The 22398-nt window shown below is 59.2% G+C and carries 23 protein-coding genes and 1 other RNA gene; 14 read left to right on the top strand and 10 right to left on the bottom strand.

Annotated elements, in window-relative coordinates; genetic code table 11:
• The first annotated feature begins 77 nt into the window (after positions 1 to 77).
• The 4 genes from ACYZTS_RS08445 (at position 78) to ACYZTS_RS08430 (ending at position 1501) form a co-directional block, all read left to right on the top strand.
• On the top strand, positions 78 to 287 hold the full coding sequence (locus ACYZTS_RS08445) for a TIGR02449 family protein (protein WP_028622044.1): 210 nt from the start codon (positions 78 to 80) through the stop codon (positions 285 to 287).
• Entirely contained in the window at positions 284 to 601 is a 318-nt protein-coding gene (locus ACYZTS_RS08440; RefSeq protein WP_028622045.1) for a cell division protein ZapA, read from the top strand. The genes ACYZTS_RS08445 and ACYZTS_RS08440 overlap by 4 nt, the downstream gene beginning before the upstream one ends.
• A gap of 30 nt (positions 602 to 631) precedes the next feature.
• A non-coding RNA gene (gene ssrS, locus ACYZTS_RS08435) (6S RNA) lies at positions 632 to 810 on the top strand.
• Between the two features lie 85 nt (positions 811 to 895).
• A complete protein-coding gene (locus ACYZTS_RS08430) occupies positions 896 to 1501 on the top strand; it encodes a 5-formyltetrahydrofolate cyclo-ligase (protein WP_461995291.1) in 606 nt (201 codons plus the stop codon).
• Between the two features lie 34 nt (positions 1502 to 1535).
• Here the strand turns inward: ACYZTS_RS08430 and ACYZTS_RS08425 are convergent, their stop codons facing one another.
• The gene (locus tag ACYZTS_RS08425) at positions 1536 to 1688 is read right to left on the bottom strand and encodes a hypothetical protein (protein ID WP_152635543.1); all 153 of its coding nucleotides are present in this window, start codon (positions 1686 to 1688) and stop codon (positions 1536 to 1538) included.
• Positions 1689 to 1883: 195 nt separating this feature from the next.
• On the opposite strand from ACYZTS_RS08425, the gene ACYZTS_RS08420 reads away from it, so the two are divergent.
• Positions 1884 to 2333, top strand: a complete 450-nt coding sequence (locus tag ACYZTS_RS08420; RefSeq protein ID WP_028622047.1) for an EVE domain-containing protein — start codon at positions 1884 to 1886, stop codon at positions 2331 to 2333.
• A 161-nt stretch (positions 2334 to 2494) separates the two neighbouring features.
• Here the strand turns inward: ACYZTS_RS08420 and ACYZTS_RS08415 are convergent, their stop codons facing one another.
• Entirely contained in the window at positions 2495 to 2902 is a 408-nt protein-coding gene (locus ACYZTS_RS08415) for a flagellar basal body-associated protein FliL (protein WP_028622048.1), read from the bottom strand.
• A 150-nt stretch (positions 2903 to 3052) separates the two neighbouring features.
• On the opposite strand from ACYZTS_RS08415, the gene ACYZTS_RS08410 reads away from it, so the two are divergent.
• On the top strand, positions 3053 to 4030 hold the full coding sequence (locus ACYZTS_RS08410) for an NADPH:quinone oxidoreductase family protein (RefSeq protein ID WP_461995288.1): 978 nt from the start codon (positions 3053 to 3055) through the stop codon (positions 4028 to 4030).
• A gap of 297 nt (positions 4031 to 4327) precedes the next feature.
• Positions 4328 to 5677: a glycerol-3-phosphate transporter gene (gene glpT / locus ACYZTS_RS08405; protein ID WP_461995286.1), complete on the top strand. Its 1350-nt coding sequence runs from the start codon at positions 4328 to 4330 to the stop codon at positions 5675 to 5677.
• On the opposite strand, the gene ACYZTS_RS08400 is transcribed toward glpT, so the two are convergent.
• The 5 genes from ACYZTS_RS08400 to trxA form a co-directional block, all read right to left on the bottom strand.
• Positions 5653 to 6321 carry a gamma-glutamylcyclotransferase gene (locus ACYZTS_RS08400; protein WP_461995284.1) on the bottom strand — a complete coding sequence of 223 codons (669 nt, stop codon included), beginning with the start codon at positions 6319 to 6321 and terminating at the stop codon, positions 5653 to 5655. The genes glpT and ACYZTS_RS08400 overlap by 25 nt on opposite strands.
• 318 nt (positions 6322 to 6639) lie before the next feature.
• Positions 6640 to 7608: a CDP-6-deoxy-delta-3,4-glucoseen reductase gene (locus ACYZTS_RS08395; protein WP_461995282.1), complete on the bottom strand. Its 969-nt coding sequence runs from the start codon at positions 7606 to 7608 to the stop codon at positions 6640 to 6642.
• Positions 7608 to 9074, bottom strand: coding sequence for a 4-hydroxy-3-polyprenylbenzoate decarboxylase (gene ubiD, locus ACYZTS_RS08390; protein WP_028622053.1), 1467 nt, complete (start codon positions 9072 to 9074; stop codon positions 7608 to 7610). The genes ACYZTS_RS08395 and ubiD overlap by 1 nt, the downstream gene beginning before the upstream one ends.
• A gap of 248 nt (positions 9075 to 9322) precedes the next feature.
• On the bottom strand, positions 9323 to 10582 hold the full coding sequence (gene rho, locus ACYZTS_RS08385) for a transcription termination factor Rho (protein ID WP_007942421.1): 1260 nt from the start codon (positions 10580 to 10582) through the stop codon (positions 9323 to 9325).
• A 248-nt stretch (positions 10583 to 10830) separates the two neighbouring features.
• Complete coding sequence (gene trxA / locus ACYZTS_RS08380; protein WP_003177349.1) at positions 10831 to 11160, bottom strand: thioredoxin TrxA; 330 nt, start codon at positions 11158 to 11160, stop codon at positions 10831 to 10833.
• Positions 11161 to 11469: 309 nt separating this feature from the next.
• Between trxA and ACYZTS_RS08375 the strand changes: the two genes are divergently transcribed.
• From ACYZTS_RS08375 to ppx, 5 genes are all read left to right on the top strand, one after another.
• A complete protein-coding gene (locus ACYZTS_RS08375; RefSeq protein WP_461995280.1) occupies positions 11470 to 12255 on the top strand; it encodes a transporter substrate-binding domain-containing protein in 786 nt (261 codons plus the stop codon).
• Positions 12256 to 12276: 21 nt separating this feature from the next.
• A complete protein-coding gene (locus ACYZTS_RS08370) occupies positions 12277 to 12945 on the top strand; it encodes an amino acid ABC transporter permease (RefSeq protein WP_028622055.1) in 669 nt (222 codons plus the stop codon).
• Positions 12942 to 13592, top strand: coding sequence for an amino acid ABC transporter permease (locus ACYZTS_RS08365; RefSeq protein WP_461995277.1), 651 nt, complete (start codon positions 12942 to 12944; stop codon positions 13590 to 13592). Before ACYZTS_RS08370 ends, ACYZTS_RS08365 begins: the two co-directional genes overlap by 4 nt.
• Entirely contained in the window at positions 13579 to 14316 is a 738-nt protein-coding gene (locus ACYZTS_RS08360) for an amino acid ABC transporter ATP-binding protein (RefSeq protein ID WP_461995275.1), read from the top strand. Before ACYZTS_RS08365 ends, ACYZTS_RS08360 begins: the two co-directional genes overlap by 14 nt.
• A 208-nt stretch (positions 14317 to 14524) precedes the next feature.
• Positions 14525 to 16027, top strand: coding sequence for an exopolyphosphatase (ppx, locus tag ACYZTS_RS08355; protein ID WP_461995273.1), 1503 nt, complete (start codon positions 14525 to 14527; stop codon positions 16025 to 16027).
• 160 nt (positions 16028 to 16187) lie between these two features.
• Here ppx and ppk1 read toward each other — a convergent pair whose 3' ends face one another.
• Positions 16188 to 18407, bottom strand: coding sequence for a polyphosphate kinase 1 (gene ppk1, locus ACYZTS_RS08350; RefSeq protein WP_461995271.1), 2220 nt, complete (start codon positions 18405 to 18407; stop codon positions 16188 to 16190).
• Positions 18408 to 18425: 18 nt separating this feature from the next.
• A complete protein-coding gene (hemB, locus tag ACYZTS_RS08345) occupies positions 18426 to 19439 on the bottom strand; it encodes a porphobilinogen synthase (RefSeq protein WP_461995270.1) in 1014 nt (337 codons plus the stop codon).
• 208 nt (positions 19440 to 19647) lie between these two features.
• Between hemB and ACYZTS_RS08340 the strand changes: the two genes are divergently transcribed.
• Positions 19648 to 20280 (top strand): DedA family protein, encoded by a 633-nt coding sequence (locus ACYZTS_RS08340; protein ID WP_461995268.1) that lies wholly within the window; start codon positions 19648 to 19650, stop codon positions 20278 to 20280.
• Here ACYZTS_RS08340 and ACYZTS_RS08335 read toward each other — a convergent pair.
• Entirely contained in the window at positions 20261 to 21496 is a 1236-nt protein-coding gene (locus tag ACYZTS_RS08335) for a sterol desaturase family protein (protein ID WP_461995266.1), read from the bottom strand. The genes ACYZTS_RS08340 and ACYZTS_RS08335 overlap by 20 nt on opposite strands.
• Positions 21497 to 21611: 115 nt before the next feature.
• Between ACYZTS_RS08335 and elbB the strand changes: the two genes are divergently transcribed.
• Positions 21612 to 22280 (top strand): isoprenoid biosynthesis glyoxalase ElbB, encoded by a 669-nt coding sequence (gene elbB, locus ACYZTS_RS08330; RefSeq protein ID WP_461995264.1) that lies wholly within the window; start codon positions 21612 to 21614, stop codon positions 22278 to 22280.
• Positions 22281 to 22398 lie beyond the last annotated feature (118 nt).

Genomic DNA, 22398 nt, shown 5'->3' with positions numbered 1-22398 from the left:
TTCCCGGGATGTTCGTCCGAACGCCGCCCGGTCCAGGCCCGCTCCTGCAATTCAATAACCATCAGACAGTGAAGACAATGGAAGACACCGACCTGCAAGCGCTGATGGCCAGACTCGAACTGCTAATTAATCGGGTCGAGCAACTTAAGGGTCAAAACGGACTCCTATTAGCTCAGGAAAAAACCTGGCGCGAGGAACGCGCTCACCTCATTGAAAAAAATGAAATCGCCCGGCGTAAGGTCGAATCGATGATTTCGCGCCTCAAGGCCCTGGAGCAAGACTCATGAGTTCAAGCAATAGCGTTACCGTGCAGATTCTCGACAAAGAATATTCGATCATCTGCCCCCAGGAAGAACGCAGCAATCTGGTGAGCGCTGCCCGTTACCTCGACGGCAAGATGCGTGAGATCCGCAGCAGCGGCAAAGTCATCGGCGCCGATCGTATTGCTGTGATGGCCGCGTTGAACATCACTCACGATCTTCTGCACAAGGCAGAACGCCCGGATGTGCAGGCCAACAGCTCGACCCGCGAGCAGGTTCGCGACCTGCTGGACCGCGTCGATCTGGTGCTCGCCACCGATCCGGACGTCAGCAAGGGCTGATTCGCCGAGCCGCTTGGGTTATACTCGCAGCACTCCCTGGGGTGCTTGCCAGTTGACCACGTCCCTGAGCCGATTCGCACTACCCTGGAGGCTGCACGTTGGGCTGGTGTGCATGTCCGCTAGACGGAAAGCCTTAAAGCCTACTGCATCTTCCACCTTGAACTTTCGGGTTCAAGGGCTAAGTCAGCAGCGGTTCTTCCGGGGAGCCTGATTCCAGTCCGATGCCGGTTTTATTATCGGCATCGGCTTTTTTATGGGTACGGTTTCCGTGCCCGTCCTGCCGAAGCCGAATCCATGACCGAACCTGCGCTGCTACCCCGCCCGCAACTTCGACGCATGCTGCGCAAGGCCCGCCGCGCACTGACACCCCATCAGCAGCGTCAGGCCGCCCGCGGGTTGTACCAGCAATTGGCTCATCAGCCATTGTTCCGGCGCGCCAAACACATTGCCCTGTACCTGCCGACTGACGGCGAGATCGACCCGCGCATCCTGCTGCGTGCCGCTCAGCGCCGCGGCAAGGCGACGTACCTGCCGGTGCTCAGCGCATGGCCGCGGACCAAAATGGTCTTCCAGCGCGTTCGCCCTGGCGAAAAACTCAAACCCAATCGCTTCCGGATCCTGGAGCCTGGGCATAACCTGGCCCGCCAACGTAAAGTCTGGGCGCTCGATCTGGTGCTGTTGCCGCTGGTAGGGTTTGACGATGTCGGCGGGCGCCTGGGCATGGGCGGTGGTTTCTATGATCGAAGCCTGGCCTACCTGGCGCGACGAAAAAACTGGCGCAAGCCGACGCTGCTGGGGCTGGCCCATGAATGTCAGAAGGTCGAACGATTGGCTCAAGCGAGCTGGGACGTGCCGTTGCAAGGAACGGTGACGGACAAGGCGTGGTATTTCGCAGGGTAGACGCCACTGGAATCAGCGGCGTTGGAAAATGATCTCAGCGTTTGAGCGCCGACGACTGGTGTTGCTGGGCGATTTCCAGCGGCGCCTCGGTCTTGCTGGACCATAAGCTTTGGGCATAACCGGTGGTTACGACGCCGAGACCGAACAAAATAACCAATATCCATAGTAAATCCGGTTTGCGTTTCATCGATTGCCCCCCAAAGGCATATCAACACGATGACAGCAGCGGTTTCCGTTTTAGGCCGTGCAGCAGCGTCAAGCTTAGAAGGCCGGCATTCTGCGGCAACGTGAACCGACACGCAAACTTTGGCGTCAACCGACTGTCGGTTTGTCATAAAATTGCCCGACAACTTGCCCACTTGACTCGCAAGGAGCAAAAACCATGGCCTATTGGCTGATGAAATCGGAGCCGGACGAGTTCTCGATCGCCGATCTGGAGAAGCTCGGCAATGCGCGCTGGGACGGCGTGCGAAACTACCAGGCGCGCAACTTCCTGCGGGCGATGGCGGTGGGTGACGAGTTTTTTTTCTATCACTCCAGCTGCCCGGAGCCGGGGATTGCCGGTATCGGCAAAATTGCGAAGACGGCTTATTCAGACCCGACGGCGCTGGAGCCCGAGAGTCATTATTACGATCCCAAGGCCACCGCAGAAAAAAACGCCTGGAGCGCGATTGATGTCGCTCATGTGAAGACGTTTGCGAAGGTGCTGAAGCTGGATTATTTGAAGCAGCAGACAGCCCTGGCGGAGATGCCGCTGGTGAAGAAGGGATCGAGGTTGTCGGTGATGCCTGTTACCGATGAGCAATGGGCGGCGGTGATTGCGCTGCGCTGATCTCGGCCGGCTTGCTGGCGATGGAAGATCTGAAATACGGTCTGTAGGAGCCGGCTTGCTGGCGATGGAAGATCTGAAATACGGTCTGTAGGAGCCGGCTTGCTGGCGATGGCGATTCTGAGATCGCTATCGCCAGCGAGCCGGCTCCTACAAATCCAGCATTACTGGATGATCAGGTTGTTAAACAACAAATCCTCAACGACCGGCTTACCCGTCTCATCGCTCATGATCTGCTGAGTCTGCTTCAGTGCTTCCTGCCGCAGCTTCTCCTTGGCTTCAACATTATTCATGGCCTCAGTGGTCTGCTGTGCAAACAACGCCACCAGCTGATTACGAATCAACGGCTCGTTGGCCTTGACCAGTTTGGTCGACTCCTCGCCGGTCACCCGCAACGCCACGTCAGCCTTGTAGACTTTGAGCTTCGACGTACCGTCCAGCCCGTAATTGCCCACGAACGGCGGGCTCAAGGTGATGTAATTCACCTTCGGCGTCTCTCCTTCCTTGGCTTCTTCAGCCACTGCTGCCACGGGCAGAGACAGGGCCAGCAACAACATGATCCACGCTTTCACAATTCGCTCCTTATCCGGTTTGCGGCCTAGCATAACCACCCGACACGCAAGCACAAGCTTATGGCTGACTATCAGGGCGGGGCATGCTCGTTGACCCGTTGACTCACACACCTACACTTATCGGCCATCACTCCCAAAGGAATAGCCCTGATGAAAGCCGTGCTGTGCAAAGCCTTCGGCCCTGCCGAATCGCTGGTGCTGGAAGACGTCGCCAGTCCTGTCGCGAAGAAGAACGAAATCCTGCTGGACGTGCACGCCGCCGGGGTGAATTTCCCGGACACGCTGATCATTGAGGGCAAATACCAGTTCAAGCCGCCCTTCCCGTTTTCCCCGGGTGGCGAAGCAGCGGGCGTAGTCAGCGCCGTGGGCGAGAAAGTCAGTCACCTCAAAGTCGGTGATCGAGTCATGGCCCTGACCGGCTGGGGCAGTTTTGCCGAGCAAGTCGCCGTGCCCGGTTACAACGTGCTGCCGATTCCACCCTCGATGGACTTCAACACCGCCGCCGCTTTCAGCATGACTTACGGCACGTCGATGCACGCGCTCAAGCAACGCGGCAATCTGCAACCCGGTGAGACCCTGCTGGTGCTCGGCGCATCCGGTGGTGTCGGCCTGGCTGCGGTGGAAATCGGCAAAGCCATGGGCGCCCGCGTGATCGCCGCCGCCAGCAGCGCCGAGAAACTCGCCGTGGCCAAGGCAGCCGGTGCCGATGAACTGATCAACTACAGCGAAACCAACCTCAAGGACGAAATCAAACGCCTGACCGACGGCCAAGGCGCTGACGTAATTTACGACCCGGTCGGCGGCGACCTCTTTGACCAAGCCATTCGCGCCATCGCCTGGAACGGCCGCTTGCTGGTGGTCGGCTTCGCCAGCGGACGCATCCCGGAACTGCCAGTGAATCTCGCCCTGCTCAAAGGCGCAGCGGTGATCGGCGTCTTCTGGGGCTCCTTCGCCCAGCGCCAGCCGCAGGACAACGCGGCGAATTTCCAGCAGTTGTTTGGCTGGTTCGCTGAGGGCAAGTTGAAACCACTGGTGTCGCAGGTGTATCCGCTGAGCGAAGCGGCGCAGGCGATCAATGATCTTGGGCAGCGCAAAGCTGTTGGCAAAGTCGTTGTACAGGTTAGATAAGCAGTCCAACACATGACTTGTAGCAGCTACCGGAGGCTGCGTTCGGTTGCGAGGCTGGCCTGAAAGCGGTGTCGCTTCGCAACCCGACGCAGGCTACGCCAGCTGCTACAACGCTATGAGGGGCCATCGGATAGCTTTCCCACAACGTCCTTCACTTACGCCTCAGCGACATGTTCTTAAACGAACATGCAATCTCCATAATTTCCGCTGTTTGGTCGATGCGAACCAGTGCTATTTTCGGTAACGAAACTGTAACATTCGCATCCGCAGCCATAACAAGAAATCTGGAGCTTCTGAATGTTTGCTTTCTTTCGACCTGCCGCACATCAGGCTCCTCTGCCTGAAGAAAAAATAGACAACACCTACCGACGCCTTCGCTGGCAGATCTTCGCCGGGATATTCATTGGCTACGCCGGGTATTACCTGCTGCGCAAAAACTTCTCGCTGGCCATGCCGTACCTGATCGAAGAGGGATACACCCGCGGCGAGCTGGGCTTGGCGCTGTCGGCAATCGCGATTGCTTACGGCTTGTCCAAGTTCCTGATGGGCATCGTGTCCGACCGCTCCAACCCGCGATTCTTCCTGCCTTTCGGTTTGCTGGTTTCCGCCGGTGTGATGTTCATATTCGGCTTCGCGCCTTGGGCGACGTCCAGCGTGACCATCATGTTCATCCTGCTGCTTATCAACGGCTGGGCGCAGGGCATGGGCTGGCCACCGAGTGGGCGGACCATGGTTCACTGGTGGTCGCAGAAGGAACGCGGCGGCGTGGTGTCATTGTGGAACGTGGCGCATAACGTTGGCGGTGGCCTGATCGGTCCGTTGTTTCTACTCGGCATGGGCCTGTTCAATGACTGGCACGCGGCGTTTTATGTGCCCGCGTCCGTAGCAATGGTGGTGGCGGTGTTTGCCTTCGTGACCATGCGCGACACGCCACAATCGGTCGGCCTGCCGCCGATCGAGAAGTACAAGAACGATTACCCGGAAGGCTACGACGCCAGTCACGAAGAAGAATTCAGCGCCAAGGAAATCTTCGTCAAATACGTGCTGCGCAACAAAATGCTCTGGTACATCGCCCTTGCCAACGTCTTCGTCTATCTGCTGCGCTACGGCGTGCTGGACTGGGCACCGACGTACCTCAAGGAAGCCAAGGGCTTCACCGTTGACAAAACCTCGTGGGCGTACTTTTTCTACGAGTGGGCGGGTATTCCGGGGACGCTGCTGTGCGGCTGGATGTCGGACAAGATCTTCCGCGGCAACCGTGGCCTGACCGGCATGGTGTTCATGGCGCTTGTGACCGTGGCAACGCTGGTCTACTGGCTCAACCCGGCCGGCAACCCGACGGTCGACATGATCGCACTGGTTTCGATCGGCTTCCTGATCTACGGCCCGGTGATGCTGATCGGTTTGCAGGCACTGGAACTGGCGCCGAAGAAAGCCGCCGGCACTGCTGCGGGTTTCACGGGCCTGTTCGGTTATCTGGGCGGATCGGTCGCGGCCAGTGCGGCCATGGGCTACACCGTGGACCACTTCGGCTGGGATGGCGGTTTCGTGCTGCTGATCGGGGCGTGTCTGCTGGCGATGGCGTTTCTTGCGCCAACCCTGTGGCACAAGCAAGTCGCCAGTCAGAGCCGGGAAGCGGTTGCCTGATCGACCTGTGATTTGCAGCGCTTGAGCCGCGCCTCCAGATTCCGGTCTGGCATGGCGTGGCTACGCAGGGCGTTGGCGGTCTGCTCGACATAATCGCGAGTGGTGCCGTAACGCCCGCAAGCGTTTTCGAATACGTGACTCAGAACATGATCCGGCAGGTTGCCGGCATAGCTGGGCAGATGCCGCTCCAGGACAAATCCCAACGCCTGAACCTGGCTGCCATCTTCGAGACGGCAGTTGAGCCAGTGTGGACGATAAGACGGGAACGGCATTTCGCGTTGCCACAGTGCGTAAAGCGATGCGTCGAGTTGTTCTTCAGGCAGGCGATAAGCGAACCCGCTGCATGAGCCGCCGCGATCCAGACCAAAGACAAGCCCCGGCACTTCCGGCGTGCCGCGATGTTCGTGGGACCACAGGTACAAACCGCGATGGTAGCCATGCACCCGTCCGCGCATCCGCTCTACAGCCGCGCATTCAGGACGCCAGATCAGTGAGCCGTATGCGAAGAGCCAGACCGGCCCACCTTTGTGGCGAGCCATGGTCGACTGCATGGAACCGAGCAATTGTTCGTGCGTAAGCTGCGGCCCCAGATCGAGCCGCGGAGGGTAAGCCAGATTCAACAAAGACGATTCAATAGCGCTCATGGCGATTAGCGTTCAGCTCCCCGCGAATAATGAATTACTTAATAGAACGCACCGCTGAAACAATAAGGCACATATGTTTCAGGCAATTTAAGTGCCATGGCACAGTTATTTAATTAATGCCTGAGAGAGATATAACCTACCGGTATTTATAATATTCTATAAATACCGATCGGCTATATGGGGAGTTATATGCCTGTAGGAGCAAGCTTGCTCGCGATGATCGTCAACGATTACGCGGGAAGTCAGGATAACTGCGTCGCTCTCGAGTCCATCGCGAGCAGGCTCGCTCCCACAGGGATCTAGAATCAAGAGCGAGGCTCAAGAGCGAGGCGCATACGCAAAAACATCAGCGCGCATCTGATGGGCATCCATCCCCGCGTCGACCAGCGCGTCCAGCGTGCCGTAGACCATCGCCGGGGAACCACTGGCGTAGACATGCAACGCTTTCAGGTCAGGGAAATCTTCGCACACTGCCTGGTGCAACATACCGCAGCGGCCTTGCCAGCCGCATTGGTCACTGACGACTTTGTGCAGGAACAGATTGGGCAACTTCAGCCATTCGTCCCAATGTTCGATCTCGTAGAAATCCTCAGGACGGCGCACGCCCCAGTACAAGTGCACCGGATGCTTGAAGCCTGCAGCGCGGCAATGTTCGATCAGGCCGTGGACCTGGCCCATGCCGGTTCCTGCTGCAATCAGCACCAGAGGACCGTCTGGCAATTCCGCCAGGTGGGTATCGCCGAAAGGCATCTCGATGCGCACCAATGAATTGCGCTGGAGCTGTTCGATCAGGTTCAGCGCACTGCTTTCGCGCGCCAGCACATGAATCTCCAGATCGCGCCCCGAGTGCGGTGCCGAGGCGAGGGAGAAGGCAGACTTCTCGCCATTCTCTCGTTCGATCATCAGGTACTGGCCGGCGTGATAACGCGGCGGCTTGCCGGCCGGGGCTCGCAGATGCACACGGAACGTGTCGCCACCGACGTCTCTGCACTCAATGACCTGACACGACAGGCCGCGCACCGGCAACTCTCCCAGTGAGAGCACGCCATCCCACAGCACGATGCAATCTTCCAGTGGCTCTGCGATGCACGTGTAGAACTCGCCATGGTCGCGCACAGTGCCGGACTGCTCGACCCGCCCTTCGACCAGCAGCGCCGCGCACACATGGCAATTGCCGTTGCGGCAGCTTTGCGGGCAGTCGTAGCCCAGACGGCGTGCGCCATCGAGAATCCGCTCGCCCGGTTCGATTTCAAGCACTGCACCGGAGGGCTGCAAGGTTACGCGCATCAATCTATTCCTAACTGATTCCAGATGTCATCGATCCGACGGGTAACGGCTTCGTCCTTGACGATGACCCGGCCCCATTCGCGCGTGGTTTCGCCCGGCCATTTATGCGTGGCATCCAGGCCCATTTTCGAGCCCAGACCGGACACAGGCGAGGCGAAGTCGAGGTAGTCGATCGGCGTGTTGTCGATCATCACCGTGTCGCGTTTGGGGTCCATGCGCGTAGTGATCGCCCACACCACGTCATTCCAGTCCCGCGCGTTGATATCGTCGTCAGTGACAATAACGAACTTGGTGTACATGAACTGTCGCAAAAACGACCAGACACCCAGCATTACCCGCTTGGCATGGCCGGGATACGACTTTTTCATGGTCACGATGGCCATGCGGTACGAGCAACCTTCTGGAGGCAAGTAGAAGTCGGTGATTTCCGGGAACTGCTTCTGCAGGATCGGCACGAACACTTCGTTCAAAGCCACGCCGAGAATTGCCGGCTCATCCGGCGGACGGCCGGTGTAAGTGCTGTGGTAGATCGGCTTGATCCGGTGAGTGATGCGCTCGACGGTGAACACCGGGAAGCTGTCAACTTCGTTGTAGTAACCGGTATGGTCTCCGTACGGACCTTCGTCGGCCATCTCGCCCGGATGGATCACGCCTTCGAGGATGATCTCGGCAGTGGCCGGCACTTGCAGGTCGTTGCCGCGGCATTTCACCAGCTCGGTGCGATTGCCCCGCAGCAAGCCGGCGAAGGCGTATTCGGAGAGGCTGTCCGGCACCGGCGTGACGGCGCCGAGAATCGTTGCCGGGTCGGCGCCAAGTGCAACGGACACCGGAAACGGCTGGCCTGGATGCTTCTCGCACCACTCGCGGAAATCCAGCGCGCCACCACGGTGGCTCAACCAACGCATGATGACCTTGTTGCGGCCGATTACTTGCTGGCGATAGATGCCGAGGTTCTGGCGATCCTTGTTCGGACCTTTGGTGACGGTCAGGCCCCAGGTGATCAGCGGACCGACGTCGCCGGGCCAGCAGGTCTGCACCGGCAGCATCGCCAGGTCGACGTCGTCGCCTTCGATGACCACTTCCTGGCAGACCGCGTCTTTGACCACTTTTGGCGCCATGGCGATGATCTTGCGGAAGATCGGCAGCTTCGACCAGGCGTCCTTCAACCCTTTCGGTGGCTCGGGCTCCTTGAGGAATGCCAGCAGTTTGCCGATTTCACGCAGCTCGCTGACCGCTTCGGCGCCCATGCCCATGGCCACTCGCTCGGGGGTGCCAAACAGGTTGCCGAGCACCGGAATGTCATAGCCGGTCGGGTTTTCGAACAGCAGTGCCGGGCCTTTGGCGCGCAGCGTGCGGTCGCAGACTTCCGTCATCTCCAGCACTGGAGACACGGGAATCTGGATGCGTTTCAATTCTCCGCGCTGCTCAAGTTGCTGCACGAAATCCCGAAGGTCCTTGAATTTCATTGAAGATGCCACCCCGAAAATAGGCGTACATCCTACCTGCTCTGACGGCCAAACAGCAGCCCGTCAGAGCGCAGCAGTGATCAATTGTGATTTGTGCCCAGCAGCACCGGCGCAAACAACGGGCTCAATCGGGCGCTGCCGGTGTCCGACAGATGATCGCGCGGCGCGAAAGTTGTAACGGGAAACATAAATATTTCATGAAAAAAAAGCGCCCTGTGAGGGGCGCTTTTTTTGAAGCGTATTTCGTCTTACTTGCGCTTCATCGACAAGAAGAACTCGTCGTTGGTCTTGGTCGTCTTCAGTTTGTCGACCAGGAACTCGATGGCGGCGATTTCATCCATCGGGTGCAGCAGCTTGCGCAGGATCCACATGCGTTGCAACTCGTCGTCGGCGGTCAGCAACTCTTCGCGGCGAGTGCCGGAACGGTTGATGTTGATAGCCGGGAAGACGCGTTTTTCGGCGATGCGGCGATCCAGAGGCAGCTCCATGTTGCCGGTGCCTTTGAATTCCTCGTAGATCACTTCGTCCATCTTCGAGCCGGTTTCAACCAGCGCGGTGGCAATAATGGTCAGCGAGCCGCCTTCTTCGATGTTCCGCGCAGCACCGAAGAAACGTTTCGGTTTCTCCAGGGCGTGGGCATCGACACCACCGGTGAGCACTTTGCCGGAGCTCGGGATCACGGTGTTGTAGGCGCGAGCCAGACGGGTGATGGAGTCGAGCAGGATCACCACGTCTTTCTTGTGTTCAACAAGGCGCTTGGCCTTCTCGATCACCATTTCGGCAACCTGCACGTGGCGGGTTGGCGGCTCGTCGAACGTCGAGGCAACCACTTCACCGCGCACGGTGCGCTGCATTTCGGTTACTTCTTCCGGACGCTCGTCGATCAGCAGAACGATCAGGTGAACTTCAGGATTGTTACGCGCGATGTTTGCAGCAATGTTCTGCAGCATGATCGTTTTGCCAGCTTTCGGCGGAGCAACGATCAGACCTCGCTGGCCTTTGCCGATCGGGGCGCACAGGTCGATGACACGACCGGTCAGGTCTTCGGTGGAACCGTTGCCGGCTTCCATCTTCATGCGCACGGTCGGGAACAGCGGGGTCAGGTTCTCGAAGAGAATCTTGTTTTTCGCGTTCTCGGGACGATCGTAGTTGATCGTGTCGACCTTGAGCAGTGCGAAATAACGCTCGCCTTCCTTGGGAGGGCGGATCTTGCCAACGATGGTGTCACCGGTGCGCAAGTTGAAGCGACGGATCTGGCTCGGCGAGACGTAGATGTCATCGGGGCCGGCCAGATAGGAAGCGTCAGCGGAGCGGAGGAAGCCGAAGCCGTCCTGGAGAATCTCCAGCACGCCATCACCGGAGATTTCCTCGCCGCTTTTCGCGTGCTTCTTGAGCAGGGAGAAAATCACGTCCTGCTTGCGCGAACGGGCCATATTTTCTATGCCCATCTGTTCGGCCAATTCGAGCAGTTCGGTAATCGGCTTTTGCTTGAGTTCAGTCAGATTCATATAGGAATGACGTAATCATTTATGGAGGGGGGAAATTAAGCTTTTGGCTTAATGAGGCCGCGCCGCAGAGAAGGCGACAGGATCGCGAACTAATTCGAAAAGGAGTGCGTCGGCGACGGCTAGCAGGGGGCATTGGAGAAACCAGTGCGGGGCCGAATGTACCACCTGAGTTTCGGAGCGTCTAGCCCTGGATAACGAAAAAGCCCCGCAATATGCGGGGCCTTTTTTCGGACACTTTACGTCAACGCTTAGATGTTGGCGTCGAGGAAAGCAGCCAGTTGCGACTTCGACAGTGCGCCGACCTTGGTCGCTTCAACGTTGCCGTTCTTGAACAGCATCAGCGTCGGGATACCACGCACGCCGTGCTTGGCCGGGGTTTCCTGATTTTCGTCGATGTTCAGTTTGGCAATGGTCAGCTTGCCTTTGTAAGTCTCGGCAATCTCGTCCAGGACAGGAGCGATCATTTTGCAAGGGCCGCACCATTCAGCCCAGTAGTCGACCAGTACAGCGCCTTCGGCCTTGAGTACATCGGCCTCGAAGCTAGCGTCGCTAACGTGTTTGATAAGATCGCTGCTCATGGAAGTCTCCAGGTTGTAAGCAAAAAAACGTGGCCCATCATAGCCGCCCTTCCCCGGTTCAGGAAGCCGCAGATGATTGAGTCTCGCTATGGTGGCGGATGAGTTTGGGTATAGCTCAATTTGCGCACAGCCGGGACTGCTTGCAGGACGATGCACTATCAGGGTGCACGCCCCTCTTCGATTTTCCTGAACGGTATTCGCGCGCAAGCCCAGTAAAACTGCAGCTCGGAGCAGGTAAAACCGCTGTTGGCACAGCCCGTGCTCTATCGAATCGCAGCCATCAATTATCAGCCGATTCGGAGTTCCGCCATGACCCAGCGCTACAGCGCCCTCCTCGCCACCCTGTTCGCCAGCCTGATGCTGAGCCAGGCGCCCGCTCACGCCGATGGTCTGGAGGACGTGGTCAAGCGCGGCGTGCTCAAAGTCGCGGTGCCGCAGGATTTCCCGCCGTTCGGCTCGGTCGGCCCGGACATGAAGCCACGTGGCCTCGATATCGACACGGCCAAGCTGCTGGCCGACCAACTCAAGGTCAAACTCGAACTGACCCCGGTCAACAGCACCAACCGCATCCCGTTCCTGACCACCGGCAAGGTCGATCTGGTGATATCCAGCCTGGGCAAAAATGCCGAACGCGAGAAAGTCATCGATTTCTCCAGCGCCTACGCCCCGTTCTACCTCGCGGTATTCGGCCCGCCAGATGCCAATATCAAAAGCCTCGATGACCTCAAAGGCAAAACCATCAGCGTAACCCGCGGCTCCATCGAAGACATCGAGCTGAGCAAAGTGGCGCCCGAAGGCGTGACCATCAAGCGCTTCGAAGACAACAACTCGACCATCGCCGCCTATATCGCCGGTCAGGTCGACCTGATCGCCAGCGGCAACGTGGTGATGGTGGCGATCACCGAGAAAAATCCAAAGCGCGTGCCAGCGCTGAAAGTGAAGCTCAAGGACTCACCTGTTTACGTCGGCGTGAATAAAAACGAGCCGGCGCTGTTGGGCAAGGTCAACCAGATCCTCGCCACCGCCAAGACCGACGGCGCACTGGAGAAGAACTCGCAAACCTGGCTGAAAGAGCCGCTGCCGGCGGATTTGTGATCGCCGGGAGGGAGGGAGACCATGGCTTATCAGTTCGATTTTCTACCGGTGGTACAGAACACCGATCTGCTTCTGCGCGGTGCGCTGTTCACCCTTGAACTGACGGCCATCGGCGCAGTATTTGGCGTGGGCCTGGGCATTGTTGGCGCACTGGTGCGGGCGTGGAACATTCGCCCCTTCGCGGCGATATTCGGGGTCTATGTCGAGCTGATCCGCAACACGCCGTTCCTGGTGCAGTTGTTTTTCATCTTCTTCGGGTTACCGTCCCTGGGCGTGCAGATTTCCGAATGGCAGGCTGCAGTGCTGGCGATGGTGATCAACCTCGGCGCGTACTCGACCGAAATCATTCGCGCGGGCGTTCAAGCGATCCCGCGCGGTCAGCTCGAAGCGGCTGCCGCGCTGGCGATGACTCGCCTTGAAACCTTCCGCCACGTGGTCCTGTTGCCGGCGCTGGGCAAAGTGTGGCCGGCGTTGAGCAGCCAGATCATCATCGTCATGCTCGGCTCGGCGGTCTGCTCGCAGATCGCCACGGAAGAGCTGAGCTTCGCGGCCAACTTCATTCAGTCGCGCAACTTTCGCGCGTTTGAAACCTACGCCCTGACCACGCTGGTCTATTTGTGCATGGCGCTGATGATCCGCCAGTTGCTGAACTGGATCGGCCGTCGTTACATCGCCCGGAGCAGCCAATGAGCGATTTCACGTTCTGGGACGTCCTGCGCAACCTGCTCACGGGCCTGCAGTGGACGCTGGCATTGTCGCTGGTGGCGTTTATCGGCGGCGGGCTGATCGGCTTGCTGATCATGGTTATGCGCATTTCGCAAAAAGCCTTGCCGCGCAACGTCGCCCGAACCTACATCGAACTGTTTCAGGGCACGCCGTTGCTGATGCAGCTGTTTCTGGTGTTCTTCGGCGTGGCGTTGGCCGGCATAGAAATTTCGCCGTGGATGGCAGCGGCGGTTGCCCTGACGCTGTTTACCAGCGCTTATCTGGCGGAGATCTGGCGCGGCTGCGTCGAGTCGATCCCGCACGGCCAGTGGGAAGCGTCGTCGAGCCTGGCGCTCAATCCGCTGGAGCAACTGCGCTACGTGATCCTGCCGCAAGCCTTGCGCATCGCCGTGGCACCGACCGTGGGCTTTTCGGTGCAAGTGGTCAAAGGCACCGCCGTCACTTCAATTATCGGTTTCACCGAGCTGACCAAGACCGGCAGCATGCTCGCCAACGCGACTTTTGAACCGTTCATGGTCTACGGCCTCGTTGCCCTCGGCTACTTCCTGCTTTGCTACCCCTTGTCGCTCAGTGCGCGCTACCTGGAAAGGAGACTGCATGCCGCTGCTTAGAATTTCCGCCCTGCATAAGTACTACGGCGATCACCATGTGCTCAAAGGCATCGACCTGAGTGTCGAGGAAGGCCAGGTCGTGGCGATCATCGGCCGCAGTGGCTCGGGCAAATCCACCTTGTTGCGCACACTCAACGGTCTGGAGTCGATCAACGATGGCGTGATCGAAGTCGACGGCGAATACCTCGATGCCGCCCGCGCCGACCTGCGCACCTTGCGCCAGAAAGTCGGGATGGTGTTCCAGCAATTCAATCTGTTCCCACACCTGACCGTCGGTGAAAACGTGATGCTCGCGCCACAAGTGGTACAGAAGGTGCCCAAGGCCCGGGCTGCAGAACTGGCGCGAGAGATGCTCGAGCGTGTGGGGCTGGGGGAGAAGTTTGATGCTTTTCCCGATCGTCTCTCTGGTGGGCAGCAACAACGCGTGGCGATTGCCCGCGCGCTGGCGATGTCGCCGAAGGTGTTGCTGTGCGACGAGATCACTTCGGCGCTGGACCCGGAATTGGTCAACGAGGTGCTGAGCGTGGTTCGCCAACTGGCCAAAGAAGGCATGACGCTGATCATGGTCACCCACGAAATGCGCTTTGCGCGGGAGGTTGGGGACAAGTTGGTATTCATGCATCAGGGCAAGGTCCATGAGGTAGGCGACCCAAAGGTGCTGTTCGCGCGGCCGCAGACGGCGGAGCTGGCGAATTTTATTGGGACGGTTGAGGCCGGCGCTTAACCCGCAATGGCCTGGAGCTTTTTGTGGCGAGGGAGCTTGCTCCCGCTGGGGCGCGGAGCACCTCAAAAGAGGGCCTGCTTCGCAGCCCAGCGGGAGCAAGCTCCCTCGCCACAGGAACAGCGTGGGATCATTGCTTTGAAGGATGCGCGTTGGCGTCAGCGTATGATCGTGGCACGATGTCGAGGTTATCGACCGAGACTCCCTGACCATGCCGCAATTCCAAGCCAAGAATCTGTCCCTGATCGCCGCAATCGACCTGGGCTCCAACAGCTTTCACATGGTGGTGGCCAAGGCCCAGAACGGCGAAATCCGCATCCTCGAACGCCTCGGGGAAAAGGTTCAGCTGGCCGCCGGCATCAACGATGAACGCCAGCTCAACGAAGAATCCATGCAACGCGGGCTCGATTGCCTCAAGCGGTTTGCCCAACTGATCAACGGTATGCCGCTGGGCGCCGTGCGGATCGTTGGCACCAACGCCCTGCGTGAAGCGCGCAACCGCAACGAGTTCATCCACCGCGCTGAAGAAATCCTCGGGCACACGGTGGAAGTCATTTCCGGTCGTGAAGAAGCGCGCCTGATCTATCTCGGCGTCTCGCACACCCTCGCCGACACGCCGGGCAAGCGCCTGGTAGCCGACATCGGCGGCGGCAGCACCGAGTTCATCATCGGCCAGCGCTTCGAGCCGCTGCTGCGCGAAAGCCTGCAAATGGGCTGCGTCAGCTTCACCCAGCGTTATTTCAAGGACGGCAAAATCACCCCGGCCCGCTACGCCCAGGCTTATACGGCGGCGCGGCTGGAGATCATGAGCATCGAGCACGCCCTGCATCGGCTGACCTGGGATGAAGCCATCGGCTCCTCGGGCACCATCCGCGCCATCGGCCTGGCGCTGAAGGCCGGCGGGCACGGCACCGGTGAGGTCAATGCCGAAGGGCTGTCGTGGCTCAAGCGCAAGCTGTTCAAGCTGGGTGATGTAGAGAAGATTGATTTCGAAGGGATCAAGCCTGACCGCCGGGCGATTTTCCCGGCCGGCCTGGCCATTCTCGAAGCCATCTTCGATGCACTCGAATTGCAACGCATGGACCACTGCGAGGGCGCGCTGCGCGAAGGCGTACTCTACGACCTGTTGGGCCGTCACCACCACGAAGACGTCCGTGAGCGCACCCTCAGCTCACTGATGGAGCGTTATCACGTCGATCTTGAGCAGGCCGCGCGCGTTGAACGCAAAGCCTTGCACGCCTTCGATCAAGTGGCGCAGGACTGGGACCTGGACGACGGTGTCTGGCGCGAACTGCTCGGCTGGGCCGCCAAGGTCCACGAAGTGGGTCTGGACATCGCCCACTATCACTACCACAAGCACGGCGCATACCTGATCGAGCACTCGGACCTCGCCGGGTTTTCCCGCGAAGACCAGCAAATGCTCGCGCTGCTGGTGCGGGGCCACCGCCGCAATATTCCCCGGGACAAGTTTGCCGACTTCGGCGACGACGGCATCAAGCTGATCCGCCTGTGCGTGCTGCTGCGCTTTGCGATCCTGTTCCATCACATCCGCGGCACCCAGGAAATGCCTCAGGTGACCCTGCGCGCCAGTGGCGACAGCCTGGATGTGCTGTTCCCTGACAACTGGCTGAACGAAAACCAGCTGACCCAGGCCGATTTCGCCCTGGAAGCGGACTGGCTGACGCGGGTGGGCTTTAACCTTAACGTGCGTTAAGCACTGTGGCGAGGGAGCTTGCTCCCGCTGGGCTGCGAAGCGGCCCCAAAAAAGGCCTGCTGCGCAGTCCAGCGGGAGCAAGCTCCCTCGCCACGGTTTTCCATCTGGCAAAAAAAATGGCGATCCGCAGGGATCGCCATTTTTTATGCCCCCGTGAGGGTTAACGCACGGCCAGAATCGGGCTGCCCAAGCGCTCCAGCAGCGTCGCCTGCGCACTGCGCGGGTTCTGGTTGCCGGTTGGCGTGTTGCGGATGTAACGACCGTCCGCCTGCAGGCTCCAGCTATGGGTGTTGTCGGTCAGATAAAGCTCCAGCTCCTTCTTGACCCGCATGATCAGCTTCTTGCCCTCGACCGGGAAGCAAGTCTCGACGCGCTTGTCGAGGTTGCGCTCCATCCAGTCGGCGCTGGAAAGGAACATCTGCTCCTCGCCGCCATTGAGGAAGTAGAACACCCGCGTGTGCTCAAGGAAGCGGCCGATGATCGAGCGCACGTGAATGTTGTGCGATACCCCGGCAATGCCCGGACGCAGGCAGCACATGCCGCGCACCACCAGATCGATGCGCACACCGGACTGGCTGGCCTTGTACAACGCACGAATGACTTTCGGGTCAGTCAATGAGTTGAACTTGGCAATGATGTGCGCCGGTTTGCCGTCGAGTGCGAACTGCGTCTCGCGGGCAATCATGTCGAGCATGCCTTTCTTCAGTGTGAACGGCGCGTGCAGCAGCTTCTTCATCCGCAGGGTTTTACCCATGCCGATCAACTGGCTGAACAGTTTGCCGACGTCTTCGCACAAGGCATCGTCGGACGTCAGCAGGCTGTAGTCGGTGTACAGACGGGCGTTGGCGGCGTGATAGTTACCCGTCCCCAAGTGCGCGTAACGAACGATTTCGCCCGCCTCGCGACGCAGGATCAGCATCATCTTGGCGTGCGTCTTGAAACCGACCACGCCGTAGATCACTACCGCACCGGCCGCTTGCAGGCGGCTGGCCAGTTGCAGGTTGGACTCTTCGTCGAACCGCGCACGCAACTCGATCACCGCCGTGACTTCCTTGCCGTTGCGCGCGGCATCGACCAGCGCATCGACAATTTCCGAGTTGGCGCCGGAGCGGTACAGGGTCTGACGAACCGCCAATACATGCGGGTCTTTCGCTGCCTGACGCAGCAGGTCGACCACCGGGGTGAACGACTCGAAGGGGTGCAGCAGCAAGATGTCCTGCTTGCTGATCACGCTGAAGATGTTCTCGCTGTTTTGCAGTAATTTCGGGATCTGCGGCGTGAATGGCAGGTATTGCAACTCGCGCTGGCTGTCGAGGCCGGTGATGCTGAACAGACGGGTCAGGTTGACCGGGCCGTTGACCTGGTAGAGCTCGGACTCGTGCAAGTTGAACTGCTTGAGCAGGTAGTCGGAGAGCTGTTTCGGGCAGGTGTCGGCCACTTCCAGACGGACCGCGTCGCCGTAACGACGGGAGAACAGTTCACCGCGCAACGCGCGGGCCAGGTCTTCGACGTCCTCGGAATCCAGCGCCAGGTCGGCATTTCGGGTCAGACGGAACTGGTAGCAGCCCTTGACCTTCATGCCCTGGAACAAGTCATCGGCGTGTGCGTGGATCATCGACGACAGGAACACGTAGTTGTCGCCGGCCCCGCCGACTTCTTCCGGGACCTTGATGACCCGAGGCAGCAGGCGTGGTGCCGGAATGATCGCCAGACCGGAATCGCGACCGAAGGCGTCGATACCTTCCAGCTCGACGATAAAGTTCAGGCTCTTGTTCACCAGCAACGGGAACGGGTGCGTCGGGTCGAGGCCGATCGGGGTGATGATCGGCGCGATCTCGTCGCGGAAATAACGGCGCACCCAGGTTTTGATCTTGGTGGTCCAGTGACGCCGACGGATGAAGCGGACCTGATGTTTTTCCAGTTCCGGCAACAGAATGTCGTTGAGGATCGCGTATTGACGGTCGACGTGGCCGTGCACCAGTTCGCTGATGCGCGCCAACGCCTGATGCGGCTGCAGACCATCGGCGCCGGCCTGTTCGCGGGCGAAAGTGATCTGCTTCTTGAGGCCGGCCACGCGAATTTCGAAGAACTCGTCGAGGTTACTGGAGAAGATCAGCAGAAACTTCAGCCGCTCAAGCAACGGGTAGGACTCATCCAGCGCCTGTTCCAGCACGCGGATGTTGAACTGCAATTGCGAGAGCTCGCGATGGATGTACAGGCTGCTGTCATCCAGGCCGGGGGTGGCAATCGCTGGCGCCGCCGTCGTTTCGGCCACGATCGCGGGTGGAGCTGGCTCCAGTTCCGGCGGGGTTTCGACGACTTGCTCGACCACCGGCAGAGCTTCTTTTACGGCAACTTCAGTGAGGCCTTCGGTATTCATGGAATGTTCCTGGGAGGGCTATTGTTGCTCTCGTAACAGTTGAGCAGCACGGGCGGCAAAGTAAGTCAGGATGCCGTCAGCGCCTGCACGTTTAAAAGCGGTCAGGGATTCAAGGATAACCCCTTCGCTCAACCAGCCATTCTGGATTGCCGCCATGTGCATGGCGTATTCGCCGCTGACTTGATAAACAAAAGTCGGGACTTTGAATTCTTCTTTGACGCGGTAAAGGATGTCCAGGTAAGGCATGCCCGGTTTGACCATGACCATGTCCGCGCCTTCTGACAAGTCGGCCGCCACCTCATGCAGGGCTTCGTTGCTGTTGGCCGGGTCCATCTGGTACGAGGCCTTGTTGGCCTTGCCCAGGTTCGACGCCGACCCCACCGCATCGCGGAACGGGCCGTAATAGGCGCTGGCGTATTTGGCCGAGTAGGCCATGATCCGCACATTGACGTGATCGGCCAGTTCAAGGGCTTCGCGGATCGCCTGGATGCGACCGTCCATCATGTCCGAGGGCGCGACGACCTGGGCACCGGCGGCAGCATGGGACAGCGCCTGTCGAACCAGTGCATCGACGGTAATGTCATTCTGCACGTAGCCTTCGTCGTCGAGGATACCGTCCTGGCCGTGGGTGGTGAACGGGTCGAGGGCCACGTCGGTGATCACCCCCAGTTCAGGGAAGCGCGCACGCAACGCACGCGTGGCGCGTTGGGCAATACCGTCAGGGTTCCAGGCTTCGGCCGCATCCAGCGACTTGAGCTCTGGCGGGGTCACCGGGAACAGTGCCAGCGCCGGAATCCCCAGCTCGACCCACTTTGCCGCTTCTTCAAGCAGCAGGTCGATGGTCAAACGCTCGACACCCGGCATCGAGGCCACCGCCTCGCGACGGTTTTCGCCGTCGAGCACGAACACCGGCAGGATCAGGTCATCGACGGTCAACACGCTTTCACGGACCAGTCGACGCGAGAAATCATCACGACGGTTGCGGCGCAATCGGGTGGCGGGGAACAGACGGTTGGCAGGGGTAAAGCTCACGGCAGACTCCTGAGCCCGCGCTGACGGGCGAGCGTGACAGTTATAAGCGGCCATTATGACGGTGGTATTACAGTTATGTGCACCCCTATGACAGGTAGGCGCTTTCCATTGTCCTTGTAGGAATTCTTCACGTCGAGACGCATTTGGACACTTTCATGAATGTGCCTGAAGGGTTAGGCTGCGCGTTCATTTCGCCAGCACCCAGACAATGCTCCAGCAATTTCTTCAGGAATTCGGGTATTTCGCCCTGTTTCTCGGCACCTTCTTTGAAGGCGAAACCATCCTGGTGCTCGCAGGCTTTCTTGCGTTCCGCGGTTACATGGACATCAAGATCGTCGCGATTGTGGCGTTCTGCGGCAGTTATGCCGGTGACCAATTGTGGTATTTCCTGGGACGCAAGCACGGCCGCAAGCTTCTGGCGCGCAAACCTCGCTGGCAATTGATGGGTGACCGGGCACTTGAACATATCCGCCGGCATCCGGACATCTGGGTGCTGAGCTTCCGCTTCGTTTATGGATTACGCACCGTCATGCCAGTGGCGATTGGCTTGTCGGGTTATCCACCAGCACGTTATCTGCTGCTTAACGGCATTGGCGCTGCGATCTGGGCCTGCGCACTGGCCGCTGCCGCCTATCATTTCGGCGCGGTGCTGGAAGGCATGCTCGGCAGCGTGAAGAAATACGAATTGTGGGTACTCGGCGCGCTGCTCGTGCTCGGCGTGGGCCTGTGGCTGCGTCGACGTTTCAAGAATGCCCGTCTGGCGAAGAAAATCTACGCAGACGAGCAGGCGTTGAAAGCCGAACAGGCCAAGTCCGCCGGGCCTACGACGCCCATCGAGTAAGACGGTTTCTGCAGCAGTAGAGACCGATTGCGCTGAGCAAGCTGTAACTGAGCAACGCAACCCAACTGATCGCACTGGCTGGCCACAGCCCGGCCAATGGCGCGAGCCACACCACTGGCAGGTTCGATGCCAGCCGCAACAACTCAAGCTTCCACGCCCACGGGCGATTCTCCAGCGCCACGCCCAGCACGAACAGCCCCAACGCCACCGCGCTCCAGCCAAGCACTAAAGCACTGGTCGATAACTGCTGCTCGAAATTCATCAGATAGCTGCCCAGCGCGATGTACACGCAGAACTGCAGCAGCACATAAATCTGCTGACGTGAATCCAGCGGCACCTCGTATTTGCGGAACAGGCTTAAGTCTGGCTTGCTCATTGGGTATTTGGCGGCGACGTCTGCCGGGCGCCACCCGGTGCGCATGAACCAGATCCGCAGCTTGTCCCACTTGCTCTGCGCCCGTCGCGCGTCGGCCCACAGCTGCGCATAAAACTGCACGTTGGCCCATAGCGGATTCCAGCTCGCCAATGGCGTAGTCACGCCGAAAATCACCGGCTCGTTATCGTCCTCTTCCTGGAACGAGCCAAATAGACGGTCCCAAATAATGAACACCCCGCCGTAGTTGCGATCCATGTAGAGAGCGTTCTGCGCATGGTGGGCCCGATGATTGGATGGCGTAACGAAGAACCACTCGAACCAGCCGAGCTTTGGAATGTGCCGCGTGTGCACCCAGAATTGATACAGCAGGTTCAGCGCCGCAACGCTGATGAACACCAGCAACGGCACGCCGAGAACGGCTATTGGCAGATAGAAGATCCAGCTCAACAGGAAGCCGGTGCTGGTCTGGCGCAACGCCGTGGAGAGGTTGTAGTCCTCGCTTTGGTGATGCACCGAATGCGCCGCCCAGAGGATATTGCGTTCATGGCCCATGCGATGCAGCCAGTAGTAGCAAAAGTCGTAGAGCACAAAGGCGAAAGCCCAGACCCAGACGCTGTCAGCCGACAGTTCGAACAGCGCCAGGTGCTCGAGCGCGAACGCGTAGGTGACCAGGCCGACACCTTTGGTCAGCAGGCCGGTGGTGGTCGACAACACGCCCGTGCTGATGCTGTTTATTGCGTCGGCCAGCCGATAATTACTGACCCCGCGCCAACGGTCGGCCAACAGCTCGGCAGCGATCAGCACGAAGAAAAACGGCACCGCATACAGAATGAAGTCCATGACGCGCCCTGATCAGAATCCAGAGGACAGATCCTAGGTGTAGCCGTGAATTAACCCTATGGCAACGAGTGACAAATTAGTGGACATTTAACGCCATAAACAAGGAGAAAAGACCATGAGCAAAAAAGTCGCAGTGATCCTTTCCGGCTGTGGCGTCTACGACGGCGCCGAGATCCACGAAAGCGTGATCACCCTGCTCCGTCTGGACCAGCGTGGCGCCCAGGTGCAGTGCTTCGCGCCCAATATCGCCCAGTTGCATGTGATCAATCACCTGAACGGCGAAGAGATGCCGGAGTCGCGCAATGTGCTGGTGGAATCGGCGCGGATTGCCCGGGGCAACATCAAGGACCTGCGGGAAGCGAGCGTTGAAGACTTCGATGCGTTGATCGTTCCAGGCGGTTTCGGCTCGGCCAAAAACCTGTCGAACTTTGCCATTGAAGGCGCCGGCTGCTCGGTACAACCTGAAGTACTGGCATTGACGGAAGCGTTTGCCGAAGCCGGCAAACCGGTAGGGTTGATCTGCATTTCGCCGGCCCTGGCGGCGAAAATCTACGGTCCGGGCGTGACCTGCACCATCGGCAATGATGCCGACACGGCGGCAGCGATGAACAAAATGGGGGCTACTCATACCGAGTGCGCGGTGACTGACATCGTCGAGGACAAGGCACGCAAACTGGTGAGCACACCGGCCTACATGCTGGCGCAGACGATCAGCGAGGCGGCGTCCGGCATCAACAAACTGGTTGATCGTGTCCTCGAACTCACCCACGAAAACGACGAGTAACCCAGTTCGAGGAGCTATTGTGGCGAGGGAGCTTGCTCCCGCTCGGCTGCGCAGCAGGCGTAATAGCAGATGCCGCAGTCTTCCTGAAGGATCGTATTTGGGCCGCTTCGCAACCCAG

Source organism: Pseudomonas sp. TMB3-21, assembly GCF_054898145.1.
The sequence above is the reverse complement of the archived record's forward strand: the minus strand, read 5'-3'. Positions and strand labels throughout refer to the sequence as shown.